This is a genomic window from Salmonella sp. 32100201201700099SM (assembly GCF_017572645.1).
Lineage (GTDB): Bacteria > Pseudomonadota > Gammaproteobacteria > Enterobacterales > Enterobacteriaceae > Salmonella > Salmonella enterica.
This window is the reverse complement of record NZ_JAGERQ010000001.1, coordinates 393,683-416,254: the sequence shown is the minus strand read 5'-3', so window position 1 is coordinate 416,254 and position 22,572 is coordinate 393,683. Positions and strand designations below refer to the sequence as shown.

Below are 22,572 nucleotides of genomic sequence, written 5' to 3'. Positions count from 1 at the left end.
TCAACAGTGCGTATGTCGAAACATAATCTTATTATCTATAGCCTGCTTCTGGCGGCTGTGCCGATAAGCGTCTTGGCGGATTCGTCGACAACGTCCGCGGCAACCGTCGGGATGTTTTCTCCACCTACGGCGCCGAGCGTTGGGCACAGGCCTGGAACACCTCGTGATACCTACGAATTGCAGTTTAATGGACTTGGCTTTTCTATTGAAAAGTATACACCTTTTCCGGGAATGACTATTGCGAGGAATGCCAGAAATGTAGGCATCAGAGATCCGGATAATAACTATCAGTCTGCGGAAACTTTTACTACAGTATGTACGTATTATCAGATCAATAAAGATAATTCTCAGCATATACTTAAACGTGAAAAGCCATGTGAACATAAATTTAATATCCAAAAGGAACATCGGGGTTCAAAGATTAAACTAGAAATTTATAATGAAACGGATATGGCTTCAGCGTCAGGGTACACGCCTGTGCCATCGGTATCTGAATTTCAGTATATTGAAACAGAAACTATATCTAATACGCCAAGCCGAGATTTAACAGTTATGAGTATAGATAAACCTGTATTATCGCCGGGTGAAAGTGCCACCATCACAACTATTGTTAAGGATATCGACGGAAATCCTGTAAATGAAGTTTTCATTAGTAAGATGGTAGCGTATGAAAATTCAAAAGGCTTATGGGATTATGGCCCTCTTAAGAAAGAAAATATGCCAGGTAAATATACACAAGTTATAACCTATCGTGGACATAGTAACGAACGTATTGACATATCTTTTGAATATGCAGGGCATTTGTTCAGTAAACAAATTTCCATCAGAGGAAGACTATAAAACTATATTAATCATTATGGCTAATATAATTCTTTTTATCACCATCATCTTATTATGGATGTTCACCTGGTTTTTTAGCGGATTGCTAAATAATTATTATGGCTAAAATAATACAAATGTTAAAAGGAGAAGTTTTTATGACGCCAACAACAACACAAGATTATATCTCATTGGGTCAGGAACACGCTGTGACCTTTGGCAAAACGCAACTGACCCTCAAACCCGGTATACTGGCTGAAGGCGAACCATTACCCTGCACAAAGGGGCTGGTGAGCCATAATTTATTACCGGGTTACTGTATCCCGGGGATAAAAAAGCGGATTATTGTCGTCCCGTCACTGGATACGCCGGTTTGTGAATGGCAGGTAAAAGAATATAGTGACCGCCTTAAATCAGCGGGTAGCCACTCAAACCGGGCGGTATATGTGTTGAGTATGGATACGCCATTTGCTCAGGCCCGTTTTATTCGGGAACATGATATTCATCCCGGCATAATATTTGTTTCTGACTACGCTTGCCGCCAGTTTTTGGATAATTCCGGACTGAAAATTAATGAGCTCAGTATTTTTGCCAGAGCGTTGATAGAGTGCGATGAAAACAATGTGGTTACGCATGTTAGTGTACCACGAGATATCACTCATCTTCCTGTTTACTAATCACTTATATCAGCACCGCTCCTGCACAGAGAACCGAATAACCGGCAATGCAGGGGCGCAGGCATCCTCCTGTAGTGCCCCCACATTTAACGCATATACTATTGCATCACGCATAAGGAACTGAAAATGATGCCAGCGGATGGGGCAGGTTAACGTTATGGCACCCCTGAATTTCTGCAATAATCGTCTGGTAACCGGAAAGCCACTTATGACTTTGTGATTTGGCCTGCTGGTGCTGTAAATTATTTATCAATAGCTCCATTGATTCGCGGGTCTGCCAGTAATAATTATTAACCATTCTTCCGCTGGCGGCATCGGTATAGCTTTCCATCCCAATATAGCCATCAATAGTCTGTGTATAGCGCTCAATCCAGCCATCCAGTTGATAAAATTCTTCGTCGTACTCTTTTTTTTCGAAAATAAAACTTGTCAGAAACAGCGACATGGTATTTCTCCTGTTACGCAATATCAATCAAACACCCATCAACGTGGATTCAAAACGTAAACCTGGCATCATTTTTTCAAGGCCGTCAGTCAGCATGTTTCCTGCCGCGTACAATTCATCAACCGGCATTTCCGGCAAGCTTTCAAGGATAAACCACATCATTTTATCTGAAGCGCTTAGTCGGGTACGTACTCCCTGACGCCAGTTCCAGCGCCGACAGGTGACGCCTCTGTCATCGCGCCAGATAACTTCGCCTGGTTCTGGCGACTCGGTGACGGGTTGTCCTTCTTTCAGAGTATCAAATGTTTCACTACCGTCTGCGAAAACCAGCCGCGGCGATCCACGATAAGCCGCGCTATTTTCGCCGCCTACCGGTACGGCATAGCGCAGGCTCACGGCGTTATAAAGATCAACGACCGGGTCCAGCGCCGCCATTGTTCCATCCTTCAACACGCGTTTTCGTAGCGCTTCAGCCGAGCAGGGGGTGCGCTTTGGTTTTGCGCCGAATGCTTTAAACACCGCATTCCAGGCGTCTATATGCGCCTGTGCCCACGCCGGTTGGCCGTTAATTACGGCCTGACAGGCCTCTTTTAGCGCGATTTCTCCGACTTGCGCATCGCGAACCGGAGCGGCAATAACATTAATACTTAATGCACGAAAGCCGGGAGCGATACGGGCCAGTTCCGGGCTGATTGACGGTAACATAGAAGACATCGCATAATCCTGTAATGACTATTTTCTTCTATGATATCGACCAATGACCAAAAAAGTCAACTTATCGACCGCGGCGGGCGCCGACGTCAGCACGATAAATGAAGCTGTTTCCCAACGTATCAAACAATTTCGTAGCCAAAAAAAGATGTCGCTGGATGAGCTTGCGCGGCGTTCCGGCGTCAGTAAAGGAATGCTGGTGGAAATTGAAGGCTGTAAAGCCAATCCAAGCATTGCGCTGTTATGTAAGATCGCGGCGGCAATGGGAGTGTCCGTGGCGGATTTTGTCAACGTCGCCAGCGAGCCGATGGTCCATCTTATCGACCGGGATGCTATTCCGGTGTTGTGGCGCGGCGAGAAAGGCGGCAGCGCAAAACTGATGGCGGGAACCAGCGGGCCGGATATGCTGGAACTCTGGCAATGGATAATGCATCCTGGTGAACAGTTTGAATCGGCAGGGCATCCGGCAGACACCTGTGAATTACTGTTTGTTAATCAGGGAACACTGACATTAACAGTCGACGGTAGACGCTTTATTATTCGGGAGGGCTGCTCCGCTGTAGCCAGAACCGACATGCCTCATGTCTACGTTAACGACACTAATGAGGTGCTTGAATTTACCATGACGGTGAATGAAAAGAGCCGTTGATCACCGTGAGGAAGGCGCTAACAACCCGTCATTCGGACAGGGAAGCCTCGGTGCCCGATAAGCGTTATCGGGCACCGGCTATCTTTTATTTTATCGCAGGCGCGGCCTCCGGGTCATCGATATAGAGCGTCTGGCTTGGGAAGGCGAAGTCAGCGCCGTTTTCCTGGACAATCGCAATAATTTTCAGGTAAACATCCTGCTGTACGGCAAGCCATTCCTGCCATACTGTTGTTTTGGTAAAGCAATACACCATAATATTCAGCGAAGAGTCGGCGAATTCATTAAAATAGACCAACAGCGTCTGTTTCTGATCGATATCGCTGTGCGCCTGCAGCATGTTTCTGATAGCGTCAACAATGAGGCCAATTTTGTCGGCATCTTCGTAACGTAATCCAATAACCGTTTTTATTCGACGGTTGGTCATCCGTCCCGGATTCTCAACGCTAATGGATGAAAAGACGGAATTAGGCACGTACAACGGGCGGTGGTCGAATGTGTTAATTCGTGTAATTCGCCAGCCGATTTCGGCGACCGTACCTTCGATATTTCTGTCAGGAGAACGAATCCAGTCTCCGATACTGAAGGGGCGATCGAAATAGAGCATAATACCGGAGAAAAAATTGCTCAGGACATCTTTGCCCGCCATACCAACAGCGATACCGCCGATACCGCCAAAGGTCAGCAGACCGGACAGACTCATGCCAAAATGTTCGCCATACAGTAAGACAATCGCGACAATAATGGTTATTTTTATGACCCGTGCCAGAATACGGGTACTAGTGACATCTCTACCTTTATTGACTTGTGCTTTTTCAAATTGGTTAATAATCAGGAAAAGTTTTATCGTCAGAATAAGCGCAATGAGCGAGGTGCAGATAAAATCAATGACTCCGGAAGAGATAAAACGCAAGTTATAATCTCCAATAGCATTATTCAGGATGCTCCCGATGGTCCCAATAATAATCGCGTAAATAAAAAACTGTGCCGCATGGAACGTGAATCCTTTCTTCCACTGTACGTTACGGCTGAGCCAAAATCTCACGACCAGCAACGCCATGCCGCAACTGAAAAGTATCGCCAGATTAAATGCGTTTTTGAGAAAAAATTCAGTGAACATTATTGTTTTCCGCTCCTTCCTACGATAACAGCTCAGAATGACCTGATTAACAGGTATTTTACCCAGGATAAACGCGTAGATCATCGATAAGTAAAAAGAAGAAATAGTGCTATCAGCTTTAATCTCAGCGGTTTACTTTTTATGTAAATATAATGTCACGTTTTATAGAGCAGACATCGCGTGATTGTCATGGTATTGTTGCTATCAGGTAACAAAGTCATCTGTAAAGGACAATACTATGATCATGATGAAGCTGAAATCGGCGAAGGGGAAAAAATTTCTGTTATGCCTGCTGGCAGTGTTTATCGTTGCGGCATCGGTGGTAACGCGCGCGACTATCGGCGGTGTGATTGAGCAATATCATATTCCACTGTCCGAGTGGACAAGCTCTATGTATGCCATTCAGTCGGCAATGATTTTCGTTTACAGTCTGGTGTTCACTATTCTGCTGGCGATTCCTTTGGGGATCTATTTCCTCGGCGGAGATGAGTAACAGGAATAGGGTATTGGCCGGATGGCAGCGCCATCCGGCAGGACGCAAGAGGGATTAATCGTCCTCGTCGTCCAGTTCCACCGGTGTCTGATACTCATCAGGCTTAATGACTAACAGGTCGCAGCGCAGATGGTCAATGACCTGTTCGGCCGTGTTCCCCAGAAACGCGGCCGAGAGTCCGGTACGTCCAACGGTGCCAAGCACAACGATCCCCGCCTGGAGATGTTCGGCAAGATCCGGGATAACTTCTTCCGGCAAGCCTTTTTCTACATGCGTAACTTTTTCATCGATGCTGAACTTCTGGCGCAGCGCTTTCATCGCCAGTAAATGCTGGCCTCTGATGGCGTCGTTATACACGCTGGGATCAAATTCCGGCAGCTCAATGGCGATATTGATTGGCGTAACGGGGTAGGCGCCGACAAGGTGCACTTCGGTATGATTAACCTGCTCCGCCAATTGTAAGGTCTCTTTTACCAGTTTTTCGTTGAGAGCATTGTGATAGGGCTCTTCGCTTGCCAGGTTCACGGCGACCAGGGCTTTGCCGCCCTCTGGCCACGGCTGATCTTTGACCATCCACACGGGGCTTGGGCATTTACGCAGCAAATGCCAGTCGGTAGGGGTAAAAATGACCGCTTCCAGTCGATCGTGCTGATGCGCCATTTTCAATACCAGATCGTGACTGCCGGCAATCACCTCCTGGATGATGGCCTCAAAGGGACGATTGTGCCAGACCACTTTAATTTCAATGGGGACACCGGCTTCAAGATAATATTTCGCCTGCTCACGTATCCAGGCTGTGCGTTGACTTATTACGCCCTGACGCATTGCGGTGCGTTCGTCAGGAGAAAGCAGGGTGGTCATCTCATACGAGAAATCGTAAATAGGCAGGAAAGCTTTAATTTTGCCGCCAATCCGTTGATGCAAATAAACTGCTCGCCGTAATGCGGGTTGGTCGTCCTGATTGGGATCGATGACCACCAGCATATTTTGATACATAGCCATACAGGGTCTCCTTACAACTGTCATCGCAGCTTGTAACTAAAGAGTAACTCAAATATGGTGAATGAAACAGAGGAAGCGCTTCTGCCAGATCAATAAATGAGAAAAATTTAACGATATGGCAGAAGATAACATCAATGGTTTAGCTGACGTTTAAGCGACGTTGCGGGTATGACCGGCGAGGGCCGCCAGCGCATCGCTGTTTTCAATAGTAATATACTTACCTTTCACCGCCAGCATGCCGCTTTTCTGGAAACGCCCCAGCAGACGGCTAATGGTTTCGACCGTTAAGCCAAGATAGTTGCCGATATCGCCACGGGTCATCGTCAGGCGGAATTCACGCGGTGAAAAACCACGCTGCGCAAAGCGGCGGGACAGGTTGTAAATAAACGCGGCCAGACGTTCTTCGGCGTTTTTCTTCGACAATAACAGGATCATATCCTGATCGCCTTTAATTTCACCGCTCATCAGACGCATCATTTGCTGACGCAGGTTAGGCATTTTGCCGGACAGGTCATCCAGCGTCTCAAAGGGGATTTCACATACCATTGAGGTTTCCAGCGCCTGTGCAAAGCTCGGATGATGACCGCTGCCAATGGCGTCAAAACCCACCAGGTCGCCTGCTAAATGGAATCCAGTAATCTGCTCATCGCCTTGCTCGGTAATGGTGTAGCTCTTAATCGTTCCGGAGCGGATAGCATAGAGCGATTTCAGTTCATCACCTGCTTTAAACAGAGTTTGCCCTTTCTGAATGGGCTTTTTGCGCTCGATGATATTATCAAGCTGATCAAGCTCATGCTCGTTAAGTGTGAACGGGATGCAAAGCTGGCTGATACTGCAATCCTGGCAATGGATAGCACAACCGCCAGACTGAATGCGCCGTATAATTCGCTTTTCCGGGATCATAGGTCTGCTCAAGCCGTAATTGATATTTGTCAATTTTAACATCTTTTTGGTGAGCGCGTAAGTCTGAGCTATCCCGGAGAAGGAATAATTCAAGTATAAGTTTGATGAATATTTTTATCTATTTGAAAATACGTAATTTATTTGTTGTTGCTTTACATAAAAGTGTGACCGATAAGGCACTTTTTGCCTGTATATTCATAATAAAAGATAGCCTTCATGGCGTAATAGCCACTCTTTTCGCTGCACGCCGCCTGCGTATCCGGTCAGAGTGCCGTTACGCCCGATGACGCGATGGCAGGGAACAACAATACTGATGGGGTTAGCGCCATTCGCAGCACCCACTGCGCGTGCGGCGCCCGGTCGTCCCAGTTGCGCCGCCAGTTGGCCATAGTGCATCACCTGCCCGCAGGGGATAGCGCGCAACGCCTGCCATACTTCCCGTTGAAAAGGTGTGCCCCCCGTGGCGGTTTCCAGGGTACCAATTACGGCGAGATTGCCTGCAAAATAATCTGCAAGCTTATCGCTGAGTCCACCGGGGTTAGTCGCAGAAACGCGTTCATAGCCTTCGTGACGGTAGTGGATATTTAGCAGTTGCTCCATACGATCGCGGTACTGTTCCCACTCAATGGCCCGCAGTCGAAACTGCTCATCGCAAACCACCCATAACGGGCCTAATGGCGTGGCTATCTTCTCTTCAAGTAATCTCAGCATCCGTTCTCTCACATCGTCTTAATCTAACGTAAGAGACAAGATACCATGCCAGGAATACCCGCAACCATACTCCTTAAAAGATAGTCAGGGATAACACATTTAGCGCCAGTAATATCGTTGGCGGAGAAAAAGGGAGCCTGGCGAGGCGGTTAATTGCCTTACATTGTCGCTGTTATTGGAAATAACTGTAAACCGTTGTCGGTATAACAGGGCACGGTTATGATAACGGCAGTCGCAAAAACGCTGGAGGATGAACCATGAACCATGAACCTTGACGATAAAGCGCTGTTTCTTGACGCCATGGAGGATGTCCAGCCGCTGAAACGCCATACTGATGTACACTGGCAGCCAACGCGTAATCTTAAAACGCCCCAGCGTATCGACACGCTTCAGCTTGATAATTTCCTGACGACGGGCTTTCTGGATATTCTGCCGCTGAATGAACCGCTGGAATTTCGTCGGGAAGGATTGCAGCAGGGTGTCATCGACAAGTTACGCAGTGGGAAATACCCTCAGCAGGCCAGCCTCAATTTGTTACGCCAACCGGTCGAAACGTGCCGAAAAATGCTGTTTCGTTTTATCCTGGAGGCGCAGAAAGAGGGGTTGCGTAATGTCCTGATCATTCATGGTAAAGGGCGAGAGGCGAAGTCGCATGCCAATATCGTCCGAAGCTATGTGGCCCGCTGGTTGACAGAGTTTGAGGATGTACAGGCTTATTGTTCGGCGCTGCCGCACCATGGCGGCGGCGGGGCATGTTATGTCGCTTTACGTAAAACAGTGCAGGCTAAACAGGATAACTGGGAGCGCCATGCGAAGCGTAGTCGGTAAATCGTTGCCGCTGGCGGACAGGACCGCCAGCGCAAGCTCGCACGAACCCGATTTTATGCCTGATATAACGCCTCATCCAAACGCTCAGGATTCTGCAAGAGAACGGGCGATAACGCTGTCCACGGTAATAACACGGAGAAACAGTCATTCGCTTATTTAAGCGTCTATTAAAATATACTGGCTTTCGACTTAACTATTAAGCAGAAAATGGTGATAAGTACATCAGTTGTCAATATGGATGGATGAATATCCTGGCATAGCGAATATAGGTGATTTTATCTGTTGCACTAAGGGAAATGGCGATGGTCTGGTATTGAATATGGAGAATGTCAAAGAAACGAATGGCAATAGGTATCTGAAATGCTATAAAAATAAAACCTGTCTCCTATCCTGGTTGTAGGCCGTCAAAAATGTTGAGAAATATCAGCGTCAGGACATGCATTATTCTATTCATGGTATGTGCGTTTCTTTTGGTGGATACTTTACAAATAGCTTTTCTGCACGATCTCCCTATTTTAATTACGTGTAATATCATTTATCTGATCTCGGCATTACTGCTTTGGTGGTATATGACCTGCTATCTGGTAGTGCCGATTAATACCGTGAAGAAAAGTATTGAAGAGGTCGCAGCAGGAAGCTTGTCTATTCATATCTCCGAATTTGGCAATAATTGCGCCGGGCGACTCATCCCCGGTATTAATAGCCTGTCGGAGAATATTTCCGCGCTGGTACGTGAAATCAGATCCTCTTCGCAAACGGCAATGACCCTTTCCGAACAACTGGCGGCGCGCAGTCTGTCGCTATCCGTAAAGACGGAACAGTAGTCGGCCTCGCTAATTCAGACTGCCGCCAGTATGGATGAAATGGCGGCGAGTACCAAAAACAATGCGGATAATACCCGAATGGCGAGCATACAGGCGGATTGTGCAACCCAATGCGCCCGTAAAGGCGGTGAGTTAATGGTGCGGGTTACAGAAAATATGCGTTCTATTACCGACTGTGCCTCGCAGATGACGGAGATTATTTCATTGATTGACGGTATCGCATTCCAGACTAATATTCTGGCGCTTAACGCGGCAGTAGAGGCTGCGCGGGCGGGCGATCATGGAAAAGGTTTCTCCGTGGTGGCCGGGGAAGTGCGTAATCTGGCGCATCGTAGCGCCGAGGCGGCAAAAAATATCAAGGCGCTGAGCGACGTTACGCATGACAATGTGCGGCAGGGGGCCGCCATAGTGCAGGAGGCTGAAAAAAATATGCAGGAGATTGTTGGCGGCTCCGGGCAATTAAACGTGCTGATGAGTGAAATTTCTACCACCACGCGGGAGCAGGAAAAAGGCATTAACCAGATAACCCTGGCGTTGAACGATCTGGAAAGCGCAACCCATAGCAATGTCTTAATGGTTGAAGCGTTATCTGCTTCTTCGGATGTTTTAAAGGCGCAGGTGATCGAGTTACAGACTAAAACCGACAAATTTCGTTTAAGCCAGCCGGGTTACAGTGAACATGCGCTGTTGCGCTCTCATGTATCACCTCTTTCGACCATCACCAGGCGCGGCCAGGCCTGATAATACATGTTTGGTAAGCGCCTGTTGCTAAGGCGCTTTTTTCTCACGTTCCCGTCATTCTTTTTGCGCAATGAGAAAATGAGAGATTGCTTAACCTTTCCCGAAAGCTAGACTAACGGCATGAGAGTTGTAACGTGGAGGCGCTGTGGAAGCCATTAAGGGATCAGATGTGAACGTGCCGGATGCCGTTTTCGCATGGCTACTGGATGGTCGTGGTGGAGTAAAACCGCTCGAAGATAATGATGTGATCGATAGTCAGCATCCCTGTTGGCTACATCTTAATTATACCCACCCGGACAGCGCCCGCTGGTTAGCTTCAACGCCTTTACTCCCCAATAACGTGCGTGATGCGCTGGCTGGTGAAAGCTCGCGCCCGCGCGTAAGTCGTATGGGGGAAGGGACGCTCATTACGCTGCGCTGTATTAATGGCAGTACTGACGAACGCCCGGATCAATTAGTAGCAATGCGTTTATATATGGACGAGCGATTCATTGTGTCTACCCGTCAGCGAAAGGTTCTGGCGCTGGACGATGTGGTCAGTGATTTGCAGGAGGGCACCGGGCCCGTAGATTGCGGCGGCTGGTTAGTGGATGTGTGCGATGCGTTAACCGATCACGCCAGTGAATTTATTGAAGAGCTACACGATAAAATTATCGATCTGGAAGATAATCTTCTCGACCAGCAAATCCCACCGCGCGGTTTCCTCGCATTGCTACGTAAACAGCTAATTGTTATGCGCCGCTATATGGCGCCGCAGCGCGACGTCTATGCCCGGCTTGCGAGTGAACGGCTGCCGTGGATGAGCGACGATCATCGGCGCAGAATGCAGGATATCGCCGACAGGCTGGGAAGGGGGCTGGATGAAATTGACGCTTGTATCGCGCGTACTGGCATCATGGCGGATGAAATTGCCCAGGTGATGCAGGAGTCTCTGGCGCGCAGAACTTATACCATGTCGCTTATGGCGATGGTTTTTCTGCCCAGCACCTTTTTAACAGGGTTATTTGGCGTTAACCTGGGCGGTATTCCTGGCGGCGGATGGCGGTTCGGCTTTTCTCTGTTTTGTATTCTGTTAGTTGTCCTGATCGGTGGTGTTACTTTATGGTTGCATCGCAGTAAATGGTTGTAACAAAAGCGCTTTTCAGACCATTTCGTATGAAAAAACGCCGAGAAATTTGAGCGAAGTCAATAAACCATCTACCTATTCGGGGCAATATCTCTCTCGCAGGTGAATGCAACGTCAAGCGATGGGCGTTGCGCTCCATATTGTCTTACTTCCTTTTTTGAATTACTGCATAGCACAATTGATTCGTACGACGCCGACTTAGATTAGTCGGCTTTTTTTTGCCTGTAGGATATCAGCGTCTACCCTTTAAGAGTCTGATTGACATTCTGGAGGGTAATATGAGCTGTCTTTTGACCTTATTATATCTACACTCGTCCTTGTCGGACCCGGTTCCGACTGACCCTGTTCCCATTCCTGAGCCGCTTCCCCGTCCTCAGCCGATGCCCGACCCGCCGCCGGACGAAGAACCGATTAAAATGTCGCATCAAACGCCCGGATCTGCGAGGATACGCGCCTGCTGACTATGAGTCGTTACCGCGAGAGTAAATTGTGACCGCTTTTTCAACCCTGAATGTTTTGCCCGCCGCCCAGCTCAATAACCTTACTGAGCTGGGCTATCTTGAGATGACGCCTGTTCAGGCCGCGGCATTACCCGTCATTCTGGCGGGAAATGATGTGCGTGTGCAGGCCAGGACCGGTAGCGGCAAAACGGCGGCGTTTGGTCTTGGGCTCTTGCATCGAATTGACGTCAGTCTGTTCCAGACACAGGCGTTAGTGCTGTGTCCGACGCGGGAGCTGGCGGATCAGGTTGCCGGAGAGTTACGTCGCCTGGCCCGTTTTCTGCCAAATACCAAAATTCTGACCTTGTGTGGCGGGCAGCCCTTTGGCGCACAGCGCGACTCGCTTCAGCACGCTCCGCATATCATTGTCGCGACGCCGGGGCGCCAGCTGGATCATTTACAAAAAGAAACCGTATCGCTGGATGCGCTGCATATTCTGGTAATGGATGAAGCAGACCGAATGCTGGACATGGGATTCAGTGACGCCATTGATGAGGTGATCCGCTTTGCGCCTGCGACGCGCCAGACGTTATTGTTTTCAGCAACCTGGCCTGAGGCCATTGCGGCGATTAGCGGCCGTGTACAGCAGCAGCCAATACGTATTGAAATCGATACGGTAGATGCGCTACCGGCTATCGAACAACAGTTCTTCGAAACGTCTGCGCATGAAAAAATTTCGCTGCTACAAACGTTGCTTAGCCAGCATCAGCCAGCGTCCTGCGTGGTGTTTTGCAATACCAAAAAAGATTGTCAGGCCGTTTGTGATGCGCTTAATGCGGTGGGACAAAGCGCGTTGGCGCTCCACGGCGATCTGGAACAACGCGACCGCGACCAGACGTTGGTGCGTTTTGCAAATGGTAGTGCGCGCATTCTGGTTGCCACCGACGTTGCCGCGCGAGGATTAGACATTAAATCGCTCGAACTGGTGGTTAACTATGAACTGGCCTGGGACCCGGAGGTGCATGTCCACCGTATTGGCCGTACGGCGCGCGCGGGAAGCAGCGGCCTGGCGATCAGTTTCTGCGCGCCGGAAGAGGCGCAGCGGGCGAATATTCTTTCAGAAATGCTGCAACTCAAGCTGAACTGGCTGAATGCGCCCGCCCGGCAGCCGTTACTCCCTCTGGCCGCAGAGATGGCTACCCTATGCATTGACGGCGGCAAAAAAGCGAAAATGCGTCCGGGAGATATTTTGGGCGCGCTGACCGGCGATATTGGATTAGACGGGGCGGATATCGGCAAAATTAACGTGCATCCAATGCACGTTTACGTCGCCGTACGTCAAGCAGTAGCGCAAAAAGCCTGGAAGCAGTTGCAAAACGGGAAGATCAAAGGCAAGTCATGCCGGGTACGGCTATTAAAATGATCGATAGTATGGCGTCTCAGCGGAGTGCTGAGACGCCTGCAGATTATTTCACTTCGATAACATCAAGCCGCAACGCCTCTAAGGAGGTGTCATCTTCTTCCGGCTGCCAGCCAGCGGGCTGCAATGGAATCTCTTCACGATCGAACGCTAAATCGCCGCCGTCGACGACCTCGGAACCGTGAGTGATCCCTTTGAAATCGAACAAGTTAGTGTCACAAAGGTGAGACGGCACGACATTCTGCATGGCGCTAAACATCGTCTCGATCCGTCCAGGATAGCGCTTATCCCAGTCGCGTAGCATGTCGGCAATCACCTGGCGTTGCAGGTTGGGTTGCGAACCGCACAGATTACAAGGAATGATAGGAAAGGCTTTGGCCTCAGCAAAACGGATAATATCTTTCTCGCGGCAGTAAGCCAGCGGGCGGATCACGATATGTTTGCCGTCATCGCTCATCAGCTTCGGCGGCATCCCTTTCATTTTTCCGCCATAGAACATATTCAGAAACAGGGTTTGCAGAATATCGTCGCGATGGTGGCCCAAGGCGATTTTGGTCGCGCCCAGTTCAGTCGCCGTACGATACAGGATACCCCGACGCAAACGCGAGCACAGCGAGCAGGTGGTTTTTCCTTCCGGAATCTTCTCTTTCACAATGCCGTAGGTGTTTTCTTCGACGATTTTATATTCTACGCCCAGCTGCTCAAGGTAGGCTGGCAGGATATGCTCCGGAAAACCTGGCTGCTTTTGATCGAGATTGACGGCGACCAGTGAAAAATTGATCGGGGCGCTTTGCTGCAAATTACGTAAAATTTCCAGCATCGTATAGCTATCTTTGCCGCCAGAAAGGCAAACCATAATGCGATCGCCTTCTTCAATCATATTAAAATCGGCAATCGCTTCGCCAACGTTACGGCGCAGGCGCTTTTGCAACTTGTTGAGGTTGTATTGCTCTTTCTTTGTATTCTTTTGAATTTCTTGCATTATTTCAGTTCTCTGGTACTAAATGGGGCAAATTGGGGGCAAACTTTGCAACTACGATAACCGCGCATTCAACATCGCTACTTGTTCGTCGTTCATGTCATCAATCTACATACCGTAAATTTCATACACCATCTGCGCAGTTTCATGCCCCATTTGGCTGGCGATAAATGCCGGGTTCGCTCCTGCCGTCAACAGCCAGCAGGCAAAAGTATGTCGCGTATGGTACGGATTACGGCGACGAATGCCAGCACGTTTTAATAGAGATAGTACCTTCGGATATTGTCAACTGTATACATCATGTAGCCAGGCCCGTTAAGAAGTGACGGGCTCAACTGAAATTCAGGCGCTGCAGCGTCCTGATGATGGTACGTTTCAAGTGGTTCCGTGGGGTGAACCGGGACAGGTGTAAAATGATATTCGGCACACCCTTTTTGCTCTTTTATTGGTGATATAAAATAACGTATCAGTATTTTATTATCTAATAAGATAGTGCAGTGTGTTTAATTATCGTTGGGTAAGATCATTTTACCGTATACTATTTAAAATTTTCTTGCCTATTCTGGTGGTCATATTGAATTAAAAATAGCCTGTATCATATGTACAGTTCAGACAAATTATTTGCGATGAGAATTGCTACCTGATATCTACACCTTATGATGTATACCATAATTCTGGCTGGAGAACGTAATGCGTATAACAGTAAGTGATATATCAACCAGAGAATCACAGCAGACGGTACAGATACAAGCTATCAGAAGTTGGGATACCATACCGTGCCTTTCAATGTTGGATGGACTTTATCAGGACGATATCTTTCATGAGCAAATATCTAATTTACCAGAAGAATATATTAAGCTGGATGAGATGGCCAAAGATGAAGAAAAGAACAGCTTAAATATTTATGAATTCTTCTTTGAGCCAACACATGAAATTATATGTGAAGAAATCCAATCAACATTGGATTTTTATTATTCAAATAGCGTAACCTTCCGTAGGCTGGTTAATTATAAAGTAGAGCTCAGTATCAATGACGATGTAGATACCAATAAATGCGAGGTAAAGATATCTCTAAATTACAGTTACGAAAATATTGATGGGGGGCGAGGATGTTTATCGCTTCCATTTGATCAAAACGGCTATCCAATTCCCCCTGACTTTCACAACTGTGTAAATGGAATCACATCAAAAAAATTGTTGTTAGATCTATTTCTAAAACATATTTTGCACGATCATTTAAATGCAAGCGGTGAAGTTGCAAACGTTTACGCCAATGTTATTTATAAAGAGATTGATCCCGCTGCAATTGCACATACATCGTCGTGTTTTTCTCAGGTAACGATGAGTGGTGAACATGAGCTATTTAATGTAGATAGCGTAACTGTTCCACCTAAAAGCACTGAGCAAATTATATTTGAGGGAAAGGAAATTCAAAAGCAAATTTTCTTATCTTCTCATAGCCGCAATCATCTTCAGCCAGTAACCATTCATAAAATGGACAGGAGTATTAAAAACATTGCAGTAACTGGTTTGTTATTATCATCAAGATTAGCAGTAACATCTGGTGATTATAGGATAAAAAATGGTAATTCAGAGGGTGAGAATGATTTTTTACCTGTTAAAGAATTACAGAGATATGAAAGGGCTCTCCCGGAGGATCATCCTGCCCCAACTACGGAGCCTAACCTGGCAGGTAAGGTGTTAGATGGCCTATTTGAACACGTTACATCTATGGCAGGGGGACGCTACAGAAAACAAGCCTCATATCCACCGCTGTCATCGGAAGCGCCTAATACGATAAAATATGGCGACAGAGAGCTCGTTTTAACTAAAGAACCCGGTTCAGAAACGTATCAGGCAACCTATTCGGATAGCGGAAAAAATTCAGCCATAACATTTTACCGATCTTCTGATGGAAGATTTTATCAGGCGTCAGGGCTGAAAGGTGGGGGGCTTATTCGCCATATTGATAAGCCTTATTCAGAGTTAAGAGAAGGAGACACGGGTTATGATGAAGAGCTTCTGGATATTACGGATGATTCCCCCTTACTGGAAGATATACTGGCCTCTCTGTCAGAAGATTTATACCCTACATCAGAAGAAAATGTACAAAGTATTTATAAGAAATACCAGAGTGGGGATGCTGCAGCAGGGGAGACTGAAGTTGTATTATGCCGAGGTACAATAGGTCCGCAGGCTGAAAATATTGTTAGTTTTAAAACAGCAGGCGGTATTGAGGGGGGCGATGTAGAGGTATTGCCTGTCTCTGCTGAAATAGCCAAAGAGCAGGTTCGAAGTGGAAGAATCGTACCTGAATATACCACCGATCTTAGTGTTGCCGACAGGTTCAGCAGGGAACATTATCTTATTATCGTTAGGGTAAAAGTCAAATATCTTACACGAGGTAGTGTCAGTGAAAGTGGCTGGGTTATGCCAAAAAACACACCAGTGGACCCTGTTGGTATAATTGACAGGACATATGGTAAAGCAGAAAATACGGGGCAGGCAAACGCTTCTAAGTAATCATAAATCCTGAACAGGTTTATTGTTGTTATCTCTCGTGTATGAAAGGTTGCTTTTATACTTTAATTAATTCGAGTTGCAGGAAGGCGGCAAGCGAGCGAATCCCCAGGAGCTTACTCAAGTAAGTGACTGGGGTAAGGGAACGCAGCTGCAGCACATGCAACTTGAAGTAGGTTATGGCGAGATACGCAACGGGTCAAAAGCGTCTTTATTCTGTCATCCGTATTAATTAAGATGTCACCACGACCAGAAAAATATCGGAACGAAGAGATGTATGACTAAAGAAGCTGTAATCTTTCTATTTATCGCCATCGTGGTAGAAGTTATCGCCACGATCTCATTAAAATTATCGGATAGTTTTACGCGTCTGGTACCGAGCCTCGTTACCATCATCGGATATTGTATCGCGTTCTGGTGCCTTACCATCCCTATGCGAACCATCCCTGCGGGTATCATTTATGCCATTTGGTCTGGGGTAGGGATTGTTCTTATTGGATTGATAGGATGGCTGTTTCTTGGCCAAAAATTGGATGTGCCGGCTATTATTGGCATGTTGCTTATCATCTGCGGTGTAATCGTAATCAATCTGTTTTCAAAAAGCGTCAGTCACTAGGCGATGATGATGGTTGATTTGAGCCCGCACTCTCTTATGCGGGCTCGGGTATTTAGCGCACCACCAGTACGGAGCATTCCGCATGACGCACAACGGCTGCGGCGTTGGAACCCAACAGATAGGTAGTAATATCCGGACGATGCGAGGCGATAATCACCATATCGGCCGGTAATTTTTTTGCCATTTCCAGAATCTTATCTTTAGGAGAGCCTTCTGCCACGTGCGCCTGCACGCGGTCCGCGGGAAGGTTGAATTTCTTGATAATCGCTTCCAGTTGAGATTTGGCTTCGGCTTTCAAATCGTCCATTGCGGGGAGCTCTGCTGAATAAGCCAGTCCCAGTGAAGCGTAATAGGGCAAAGACGGGATTACAGTCAAAAAGTGCACTTTAGCGTCGTCAATCTTTGCTTCGGCTTCAACATGTGAAATCACGCGTTGAGTTAATTCTGAATCTGAAATATCGATGGGTACAAGAATCGTTCTGTTCATAAAACCTCCTGTTTAAGTATCCACTGAAATTCTACTCCCTAAAGGCACTTTATGTACAATGACATACGTCACATTTTAGGTGCTGCTCCACGATACTCTGCGGGGACTACCAACAGGGGAGGACGGCGTAATATTAAGCGCATTCCCCGTAAACAATCAGCGAGTTGACGTTAAAACGTTATTTCTGCCTTGTCAGGAAAGACCTAAAAAGAGATGTTACCGTTTAATTCAATAATTAATGAAATAATTCGCAGTGAAATAGATATAATTTATACGAATGCTTTTAGGGGTATTATACGAAATAAAAATTATACAATATCATTCGGTTACGATATTCTACGCCTGTTATATGCCTTTATTGTCACATATTCATTTTGTCGTTGGGCCATTGCGTTAACCTTTGCTTTCCAGCGTATAAATTGACAAGCCCGAACGGATGTTCGGGCTTTTTTTATTTCCAGGTTAATCCTTAGAATGTTTTTTAATCTGCGCTGGGTTTTTCCGCTTTTCCTGCCAGCAAGGCAAGAAAGTCATAGCGTTTTTGCAAATCCAATGCGGCATCTCGCCATAATTGTTCAGCTACTTCAGGCTGTTGCGCATTCAGGCGACGGAAACGCTGTTCATTAAGCAACGTTTCCGCCAGGGCATCAGACGGTGGCCGAGAGTCCAGCGCCAGCGGCGGCTTGCCTTCATCCGCACGGCGGGGATCAAAGCGGTATAACGGCCAGAAACCGGTCGCCGTTAACTGGCGCATCTGGTCATGGCTTAGCGCCAGATCGTAGCCATGTTCCTCACAGGGACTATAGGCAATGATCAGCGACGGTCCTGGCCAGGCTTCGGCCTCCTGGATGGCTTTCACCGTCTGGTTTAACTGCGCGCCCAGCGAAATTTGCGCGACATAAACATGACCATACATCATCATGCTGACGCCAAGATCTTTACGGGCTTTACGCTTGCCATGTTCGCCAAACTTAGTGACGGCGCCAAGCGGCGTCGCCTTCGACGCCTGGCCGCCAGTATTGGAATAACACTGCGTATCCAGAACCAGAATATTGACATTCTCCGTCAGGCTTAACACATGGTCTAAACCGCCAAAGCCGATGTCGTATGCCCAACCATCGCCGCCAATCAGCCAGATTGATTTTTCTACCAGCGCATCAGCATCTTTTAACAGTTCCTCTGCGCCCGCAACCGATTTCAGATGTTGGCGTAATGCGGCGACCTGTTCACGCCGAACGTCAGGCGTTGCTTCGGCATGCAGCGCATCGTTTAATTCCGCCGGAATGCGATCGGCGAATTGCGCCAGTAAACGCATGACGCGCGCCCGGTGCTGATCCACACTCAGACGGAAACCGAGGCCAAATTCCGCGTTATCTTCAAATAGCGAATTCGCCCACGCCGGGCCGCGTCCGTTGGCATCGGTGGTATAAGGCGTAGAGGGTAAGTTACCGCCGTAAATAGAGGAACACCCCGTGGCGTTAGCGATTAACATTCTGTCGCCATATAACTGAGTCAGCAGTTTAATATACGGCGTTTCACCGCAGCCGGAACAGGCGCCGGAATATTCAAACAGCGGCGTAATGAGCTGCGATGTGCGGATATCAATCCGTTCCAGTTTGCTGCGAGCGATTTCCGGCAAGTCGAGGAAGAAGTCATAATTCACTTTCTCTTCTTCCACATGCTCAAGGCGCGACATCATGTTAATCGCCTTGATCTGTGGATTTTGCCGATCTTTAGCCGGGCAGACCTCTACGCATAAATTACAGCCAGTGCAGTCTTCCGGCGCGACCTGCAGCACATATTTCTGGCCGCGCATATCGCGGGACTTCACGTCCAGCGAATGCAGACTGGCTGGCGCGTTCTCCATCGCCTGCGGGGAAACGACTTTCGCACGAATCGCCGAGTGAGGGCAGGCGGCGACGCAGTGATTACATTGGGTACACAGTTCCTCTTTCCAGACAGGAATCTCTTCGGCGATATTGCGTTTTTCCCAGCGGGTGGTGCCCATTGGCCATGTTCCGTCCGGCGGCAGGGCGGAAACAGGCAGTGCGTCGCCGAGGCCCGCCAACATGGCGGCGGTAACGGTTTTCACAAAATCCGGCGCGGCGTCGGAGACGACCGGCGGGCGATGCGCGCTGTGCGGATTAACCGCCTGCAACGGCACTTCCGCCAGCGATTCCTGTGCCAGAGCCAATGCCTGCCAGTTACGCTCAACCAGATCCTGCCCTTTGCTGCTATAGCTTTTGGCAATCGCGCCCTGCAGCTCAACTAGGGCGCTATCGCCCGGAAGAATATGCGTCAGGTGGAAGAAAGCCATTTGCATGACGGTATTGATGCGGGCGCCAAGTCCACATTCGCGGGCGATTTTCGCCGCGTTAACCACGTAAAAACGCGCCTTTTTCTGATTCAACACCGCCTGAACTTCTTGCGGCAGACGCGACCAGACCTCGTCGGCGCTGTACGGCGTATTAAGCAGAAAGATACCGCCTGGCTTCAGACGCTCCGCCATCTGATATTTATCGATAAACTGTAATTGATGGCAGCCGACAAAATCCGCCTGAGCAATTAAGTAAGCGGAACGAATGGGTTTTTCGCTGACGCGCAGGTGCGATACCGTGAGCCCGCCAGCTTTTTTAGAGTCATAAACGAAATAACCTTGCGCATACCACGGCGTAGAATTACCGATAATTTTAATATTATTTTTCGTGGCGGATACGCTGCCGTCGCTTCCCAGACCGTAAAATAACGCTTCAAGTTTAGCGCTGCCGGGCAGGGTATTTTCCGGTAATGGCAGCGAGAGGTGAGTGACGTCGTCATAAATGCCCACCGTAAACCGTGGCTTGGGCTTCGCGCGGCTGAGTTCATTAAAGACCGCCAGTACGCACGCCGGGCCGAACTCTTTGGATGATAGCCCATAACGGCCGCCAATGGTGCGCGGCAACGTTTCGCGCTCGCCATTATTAAAGGCTTCCGCCAGTGCGGTCATCACGTCCAGATAAAGCGGCTCGGCCTGCGCGCCAGGCTCTTTGGTGCGATCCAGCACGGCGATAGCGCGAACGGTTTCCGGTAATGCCTGTAACAAATGTTTGGCGGAGAAGGGGCGGAACAGACGGACTTTCAGAACGCCGACCTTTTCTCCGCGTATCAGTAGCTCGTCCACGACCTCTTCGCAGGTGCCGAGGGCGGAGCCCATCATAATGATGACGCGTTCAGCCTGGGGATGGCCATAATATTCAAATGGCTGGTACTGACGGCCCGTAGCGTCGCCAAATGCCTTCATCGCCTCTTCAACATGATCATAAACGGCGTTGTACCACGGGTTGGTCGCTTCGCGAGACTGGAAGTAGGTATCCGGATTCGCTGAAGTTCCACGAATCACCGGATGTTCCGGATTCAGCGCGCGGGCGCGGTGAGCGTCGATCTCCGCCTGCGGCATCAGGTTCAGAATGGTTTCATCCGTTAGCGGTATAATTTTGTTGATTTCATGCGATGTACGGAAGCCATCAAAAAAATGAATAAACGGAACGCGGCTTTTCAGCGTAGCCCTGTGTGCGATCAGCGCAAAATCCTGCGCTTCCTGAACGCTGGCGGCGCATAACATCGCGCAGCCTGTCTGGCGGACCGCCATCACATCGGAATGGTCGCCAAAAATAGAAAGCGCGTGTGTGGCAACAGTGCGCGCGGCAACGTGCAGTACAAACGGCGTGAGCTGCCCCGCCAGTTTATACAGCGTTGGAATCATCAGCAGCAGCCCCTGCGATGATGTAAATGACGTAGAAAGCGAACCGGTTTGTAACGCACCGTGAACGGCGGCGATCGCGCCGCCTTCCGACTGCATCTCTACCACACGCGGCGTATCGCCCCAGACATTTTTAAGCCCATTGCCGGCCCAGGCATCCGCTTGTTCAGCCATTGTTGAACTGGGCGTAATCGGGTAAATGGCGATAACCTCGCTGGTACGGAACGCCACCGACGCTACTGCGCCATTACCGTCAATTGTTTGCATATGACACCCTTACATTGCGCAAAAAAGAGGGACACGCATAATCGAGAGCGCATCCTGTAGTTATCCTTTTATTTTAGCAAAGCCCTTCAAGCCCCATTTTCGCTTTTGTGTCCCTGGCGGGAGGAGAATGACGATTTCTTGCCGAAAAGACGTAAAAAATTGCCAATAAATGTTAATGAAGCGCATAAATGCGCGCTTTGCCTCTCGACGCGTCAGTTTCTGCTGCCTATTATTTAGGGCGGTGTCGTTTGGATGAATAAACAGAGGGGAGAGAAATGCGCGCAGCGTTTTGGGTGGGGTGTGCCGCGTTATTATTGTCGGCTTGCAGTAGCGAACCTGTTCAGCAGGCAACCGCGGCGCATGTTTCGCCAGGGATGAAAGCGGCGATGTCCAGCGCCGGCGAAGCGAATTGCGCTATGATTGGCGGTTCGCTTTCAGCGGCCCGGCAGCTTGATGGTTCAGTAATTGGTATGTGCGCGCTACCCAACGGCAAACGTTGTAGCGAACAGTCGCTTGCCGCCGGAAACTGCGGGAGTTACTAAGCGCGGCGTTTCGCCTGACGCGTATAACTTTTCACTTAATAGCTTAGTGCGCTAAATCCGCCAGTTTATACATTAGCGTTGTTTCTGCCGTCGCCAGCGTTAATTGGTTCGCGGTTAAATCGACCTGCGCGCCTTTGCTGAAGAGCTCGCTGAGGGTGCCGTCCAGCGCATTAAGCTGCGGATCGGCGCACATCATTCGGGTCATCGCTAAATTTTTCACTTTTAATTCGCCGTCCGACAGTTTTTCTTCGCCGGTGAATTGATTGCACATTTTGCCGGATACCGTCATGTCCTCGCCAAAGCTGAGCTCCGGGCCGGTGACCGTTTTACCGTTTACGCTTTCCAGAACAAAGCGGTGGTGCTCCAGTTGCTCGCGTTTGACGGACACTTTTCCACTGCTCACACACCCTGTCATTATGATGCTCAGGGCGACCAGCGTGACGATTTTCTTCATTGATATTCTCTGTAATCTGATAGTTAACACTGACTATAGTAATGATATGACCGGATAGATCT

21 protein-coding genes and 2 pseudogenes are annotated in these 22,572 nt (G+C 48.6%); 11 read left to right on the top strand and 12 right to left on the bottom strand.

The genetic code is table 11. From position 1 onward, the window contains the following. Positions 1–6 precede the first annotated feature (6 nt). On the top strand, positions 7–840 hold the full coding sequence (gene zirS, locus J4685_RS02105) for a two-partner-like secretion system exoprotein ZirS (protein ID WP_001242936.1): 834 nt from the start codon (positions 7–9) through the stop codon (positions 838–840). A 98-nt stretch (positions 841–938) separates the two neighbouring features. Further along, positions 939–1,496: a redoxin family protein gene (locus tag J4685_RS02100; protein WP_001062615.1), complete on the top strand. Its 558-nt coding sequence runs from the start codon at positions 939–941 to the stop codon at positions 1,494–1,496. A gap of 106 nt (positions 1,497–1,602) precedes the next feature. Here J4685_RS02100 and J4685_RS02095 read toward each other — a convergent pair whose 3' ends face one another. Then, the gene (locus tag J4685_RS02095; RefSeq protein WP_000051816.1) at positions 1,603–1,941 is read right to left on the bottom strand and encodes an antibiotic biosynthesis monooxygenase family protein; all 339 of its coding nucleotides are present in this window, start codon (positions 1,939–1,941) and stop codon (positions 1,603–1,605) included. 27 nt (positions 1,942–1,968) lie between these two features. Next, the gene (locus tag J4685_RS02090) at positions 1,969–2,655 is read right to left on the bottom strand and encodes a B3/4 domain-containing protein (RefSeq protein WP_000097264.1); all 687 of its coding nucleotides are present in this window, start codon (positions 2,653–2,655) and stop codon (positions 1,969–1,971) included. A gap of 43 nt (positions 2,656–2,698) precedes the next feature. On the opposite strand from J4685_RS02090, the gene J4685_RS02085 reads away from it, so the two are divergent. Next, positions 2,699–3,301 (top strand): helix-turn-helix domain-containing protein, encoded by a 603-nt coding sequence (locus J4685_RS02085; RefSeq protein ID WP_000163361.1) that lies wholly within the window; start codon positions 2,699–2,701, stop codon positions 3,299–3,301. A gap of 85 nt (positions 3,302–3,386) precedes the next feature. Here the strand turns inward: J4685_RS02085 and J4685_RS02080 are convergent, their stop codons facing one another. Then, entirely contained in the window at positions 3,387–4,418 is a 1,032-nt protein-coding gene (locus J4685_RS02080) for a mechanosensitive ion channel family protein (RefSeq protein WP_000493674.1), read from the bottom strand. A 238-nt stretch (positions 4,419–4,656) separates the two neighbouring features. Here J4685_RS02080 and J4685_RS02075 point away from each other — a divergent pair, with 238 nt between their 5' ends. Continuing rightward, positions 4,657–4,911, top strand: a complete 255-nt coding sequence (locus tag J4685_RS02075; protein WP_000605645.1) for a DUF2534 family protein — start codon at positions 4,657–4,659, stop codon at positions 4,909–4,911. A 54-nt stretch (positions 4,912–4,965) separates the two neighbouring features. On the opposite strand, the gene uspE is transcribed toward J4685_RS02075, so the two are convergent. The 3 genes from uspE to ogt form a co-directional block, all read right to left on the bottom strand. Then, a complete protein-coding gene (gene uspE / locus J4685_RS02070) occupies positions 4,966–5,913 on the bottom strand; it encodes a universal stress protein UspE (protein ID WP_001262138.1) in 948 nt (315 codons plus the stop codon). 150 nt (positions 5,914–6,063) lie between these two features. After that, positions 6,064–6,816: a fumarate/nitrate reduction transcriptional regulator Fnr gene (gene fnr, locus J4685_RS02065; RefSeq protein WP_000611914.1), complete on the bottom strand. Its 753-nt coding sequence runs from the start codon at positions 6,814–6,816 to the stop codon at positions 6,064–6,066. Between the two features lie 195 nt (positions 6,817–7,011). Further along, complete coding sequence (ogt, locus tag J4685_RS02060; RefSeq protein ID WP_000945038.1) at positions 7,012–7,527, bottom strand: methylated-DNA--[protein]-cysteine S-methyltransferase; 516 nt, start codon at positions 7,525–7,527, stop codon at positions 7,012–7,014. A 264-nt stretch (positions 7,528–7,791) separates the two neighbouring features. Here ogt and smrA point away from each other — a divergent pair, with 264 nt between their 5' ends. The 4 genes and pseudogenes from smrA (at position 7,792) to dbpA (ending at position 12,909) form a co-directional block, all read left to right on the top strand. After that, entirely contained in the window at positions 7,792–8,355 is a 564-nt protein-coding gene (gene smrA, locus J4685_RS02055) for a DNA endonuclease SmrA (RefSeq protein ID WP_001046799.1), read from the top strand. 410 nt (positions 8,356–8,765) lie between these two features. Continuing rightward, positions 8,766–9,920: pseudogene (locus J4685_RS02050) on the top strand (methyl-accepting chemotaxis protein). Between the two features lie 145 nt (positions 9,921–10,065). Further along, positions 10,066–11,049, top strand: a complete 984-nt coding sequence (gene zntB, locus J4685_RS02045; RefSeq protein ID WP_000387373.1) for a zinc transporter ZntB — start codon at positions 10,066–10,068, stop codon at positions 11,047–11,049. 486 nt (positions 11,050–11,535) lie between these two features. Beyond that, positions 11,536–12,909, top strand: coding sequence for an ATP-dependent RNA helicase DbpA (gene dbpA / locus J4685_RS02040; RefSeq protein WP_000123679.1), 1,374 nt, complete (start codon positions 11,536–11,538; stop codon positions 12,907–12,909). Positions 12,910–12,952: 43 nt separating this feature from the next. Here dbpA and ttcA read toward each other — a convergent pair whose 3' ends face one another. Together ttcA and J4685_RS02030 are read right to left on the bottom strand one after the other, a co-directional pair. Continuing rightward, the gene (gene ttcA, locus J4685_RS02035) at positions 12,953–13,888 is read right to left on the bottom strand and encodes a tRNA 2-thiocytidine(32) synthetase TtcA (protein WP_001156210.1); all 936 of its coding nucleotides are present in this window, start codon (positions 13,886–13,888) and stop codon (positions 12,953–12,955) included. Between the two features lie 105 nt (positions 13,889–13,993). After that, a pseudogene (locus tag J4685_RS02030) lies at positions 13,994–14,146 on the bottom strand (tyrosine-type recombinase/integrase); the annotation flags it as partial. A 429-nt stretch (positions 14,147–14,575) separates the two neighbouring features. Here J4685_RS02030 and J4685_RS02025 point away from each other — a divergent pair. Both J4685_RS02025 and J4685_RS02020 read left to right on the top strand, forming a co-directional pair. Further along, complete coding sequence (locus J4685_RS02025; RefSeq protein WP_001223391.1) at positions 14,576–16,408, top strand: DUF4765 family protein; 1,833 nt, start codon at positions 14,576–14,578, stop codon at positions 16,406–16,408. Between the two features lie 274 nt (positions 16,409–16,682). Continuing rightward, positions 16,683–17,021 (top strand): SMR family transporter, encoded by a 339-nt coding sequence (locus tag J4685_RS02020; protein ID WP_000159242.1) that lies wholly within the window; start codon positions 16,683–16,685, stop codon positions 17,019–17,021. A gap of 52 nt (positions 17,022–17,073) precedes the next feature. Here the strand turns inward: J4685_RS02020 and uspF are convergent, their stop codons facing one another. The 3 genes from uspF to J4685_RS02005 form a co-directional block, all read right to left on the bottom strand. Further along, complete coding sequence (gene uspF / locus J4685_RS02015; protein WP_001082296.1) at positions 17,074–17,508, bottom strand: universal stress protein UspF; 435 nt, start codon at positions 17,506–17,508, stop codon at positions 17,074–17,076. A 481-nt stretch (positions 17,509–17,989) separates the two neighbouring features. Beyond that, positions 17,990–21,514, bottom strand: a complete 3,525-nt coding sequence (gene nifJ, locus J4685_RS02010) for a pyruvate:ferredoxin (flavodoxin) oxidoreductase (RefSeq protein ID WP_001193241.1) — start codon at positions 21,512–21,514, stop codon at positions 17,990–17,992. A gap of 60 nt (positions 21,515–21,574) precedes the next feature. Then, positions 21,575–21,886: a hypothetical protein gene (locus tag J4685_RS02005; protein WP_031608776.1), complete on the bottom strand. Its 312-nt coding sequence runs from the start codon at positions 21,884–21,886 to the stop codon at positions 21,575–21,577. Between J4685_RS02005 and J4685_RS02000 the strand changes: the two genes are divergently transcribed. Next, a complete protein-coding gene (locus J4685_RS02000) occupies positions 21,790–22,056 on the top strand; it encodes a DUF333 domain-containing protein (protein WP_001200679.1) in 267 nt (88 codons plus the stop codon). The genes J4685_RS02005 and J4685_RS02000 overlap by 97 nt on opposite strands. Positions 22,057–22,099: 43 nt before the next feature. Here J4685_RS02000 and hslJ read toward each other — a convergent pair whose 3' ends face one another. Next, positions 22,100–22,510: a heat shock protein HslJ gene (hslJ, locus tag J4685_RS01995; protein ID WP_000725241.1), complete on the bottom strand. Its 411-nt coding sequence runs from the start codon at positions 22,508–22,510 to the stop codon at positions 22,100–22,102. Positions 22,511–22,572 lie beyond the last annotated feature (62 nt).

Excerpts from the sequence above, each read along its gene's own strand:
- J4685_RS02100 (WP_001062615.1), top strand. The coding sequence starts at position 939 with ATGGCTAAAATAATACAAATGTTAAAAGGAGAAGTTTTTATGACGCCA.
- J4685_RS02095 (WP_000051816.1), bottom strand. The coding sequence starts at position 1,941 with ATGTCGCTGTTTCTGACAAGTTTTATTTTCGAAAAAAAAGAGTACGAC.
- J4685_RS02090 (WP_000097264.1), bottom strand. The coding sequence starts at position 2,655 with ATGTCTTCTATGTTACCGTCAATCAGCCCGGAACTGGCCCGTATCGCT.
- J4685_RS02085 (WP_000163361.1), top strand. The coding sequence starts at position 2,699 with ATGACCAAAAAAGTCAACTTATCGACCGCGGCGGGCGCCGACGTCAGC.
- J4685_RS02080 (WP_000493674.1), bottom strand. The coding sequence starts at position 4,418 with ATGTTCACTGAATTTTTTCTCAAAAACGCATTTAATCTGGCGATACTT.
- J4685_RS02075 (WP_000605645.1), top strand. The coding sequence starts at position 4,657 with ATGATCATGATGAAGCTGAAATCGGCGAAGGGGAAAAAATTTCTGTTA.
- uspE (WP_001262138.1), bottom strand. The coding sequence starts at position 5,913 with ATGGCTATGTATCAAAATATGCTGGTGGTCATCGATCCCAATCAGGAC.
- fnr (WP_000611914.1), bottom strand. The coding sequence starts at position 6,816 with ATGATCCCGGAAAAGCGAATTATACGGCGCATTCAGTCTGGCGGTTGT.
- ogt (WP_000945038.1), bottom strand. The coding sequence starts at position 7,527 with ATGCTGAGATTACTTGAAGAGAAGATAGCCACGCCATTAGGCCCGTTA.
- smrA (WP_001046799.1), top strand. The coding sequence starts at position 7,792 with ATGAACCTTGACGATAAAGCGCTGTTTCTTGACGCCATGGAGGATGTC.
- ttcA (WP_001156210.1), bottom strand. The coding sequence starts at position 13,888 with ATGCAAGAAATTCAAAAGAATACAAAGAAAGAGCAATACAACCTCAAC.
- J4685_RS02025 (WP_001223391.1), top strand. The coding sequence starts at position 14,576 with ATGCGTATAACAGTAAGTGATATATCAACCAGAGAATCACAGCAGACG.
- J4685_RS02020 (WP_000159242.1), top strand. The coding sequence starts at position 16,683 with ATGACTAAAGAAGCTGTAATCTTTCTATTTATCGCCATCGTGGTAGAA.
- uspF (WP_001082296.1), bottom strand. The coding sequence starts at position 17,508 with ATGAACAGAACGATTCTTGTACCCATCGATATTTCAGATTCAGAATTA.
- nifJ (WP_001193241.1), bottom strand. The coding sequence starts at position 21,514 with ATGCAAACAATTGACGGTAATGGCGCAGTAGCGTCGGTGGCGTTCCGT.
- J4685_RS02000 (WP_001200679.1), top strand. The coding sequence starts at position 21,790 with ATGCGCGCAGCGTTTTGGGTGGGGTGTGCCGCGTTATTATTGTCGGCT.
- hslJ (WP_000725241.1), bottom strand. The coding sequence starts at position 22,510 with ATGAAGAAAATCGTCACGCTGGTCGCCCTGAGCATCATAATGACAGGG.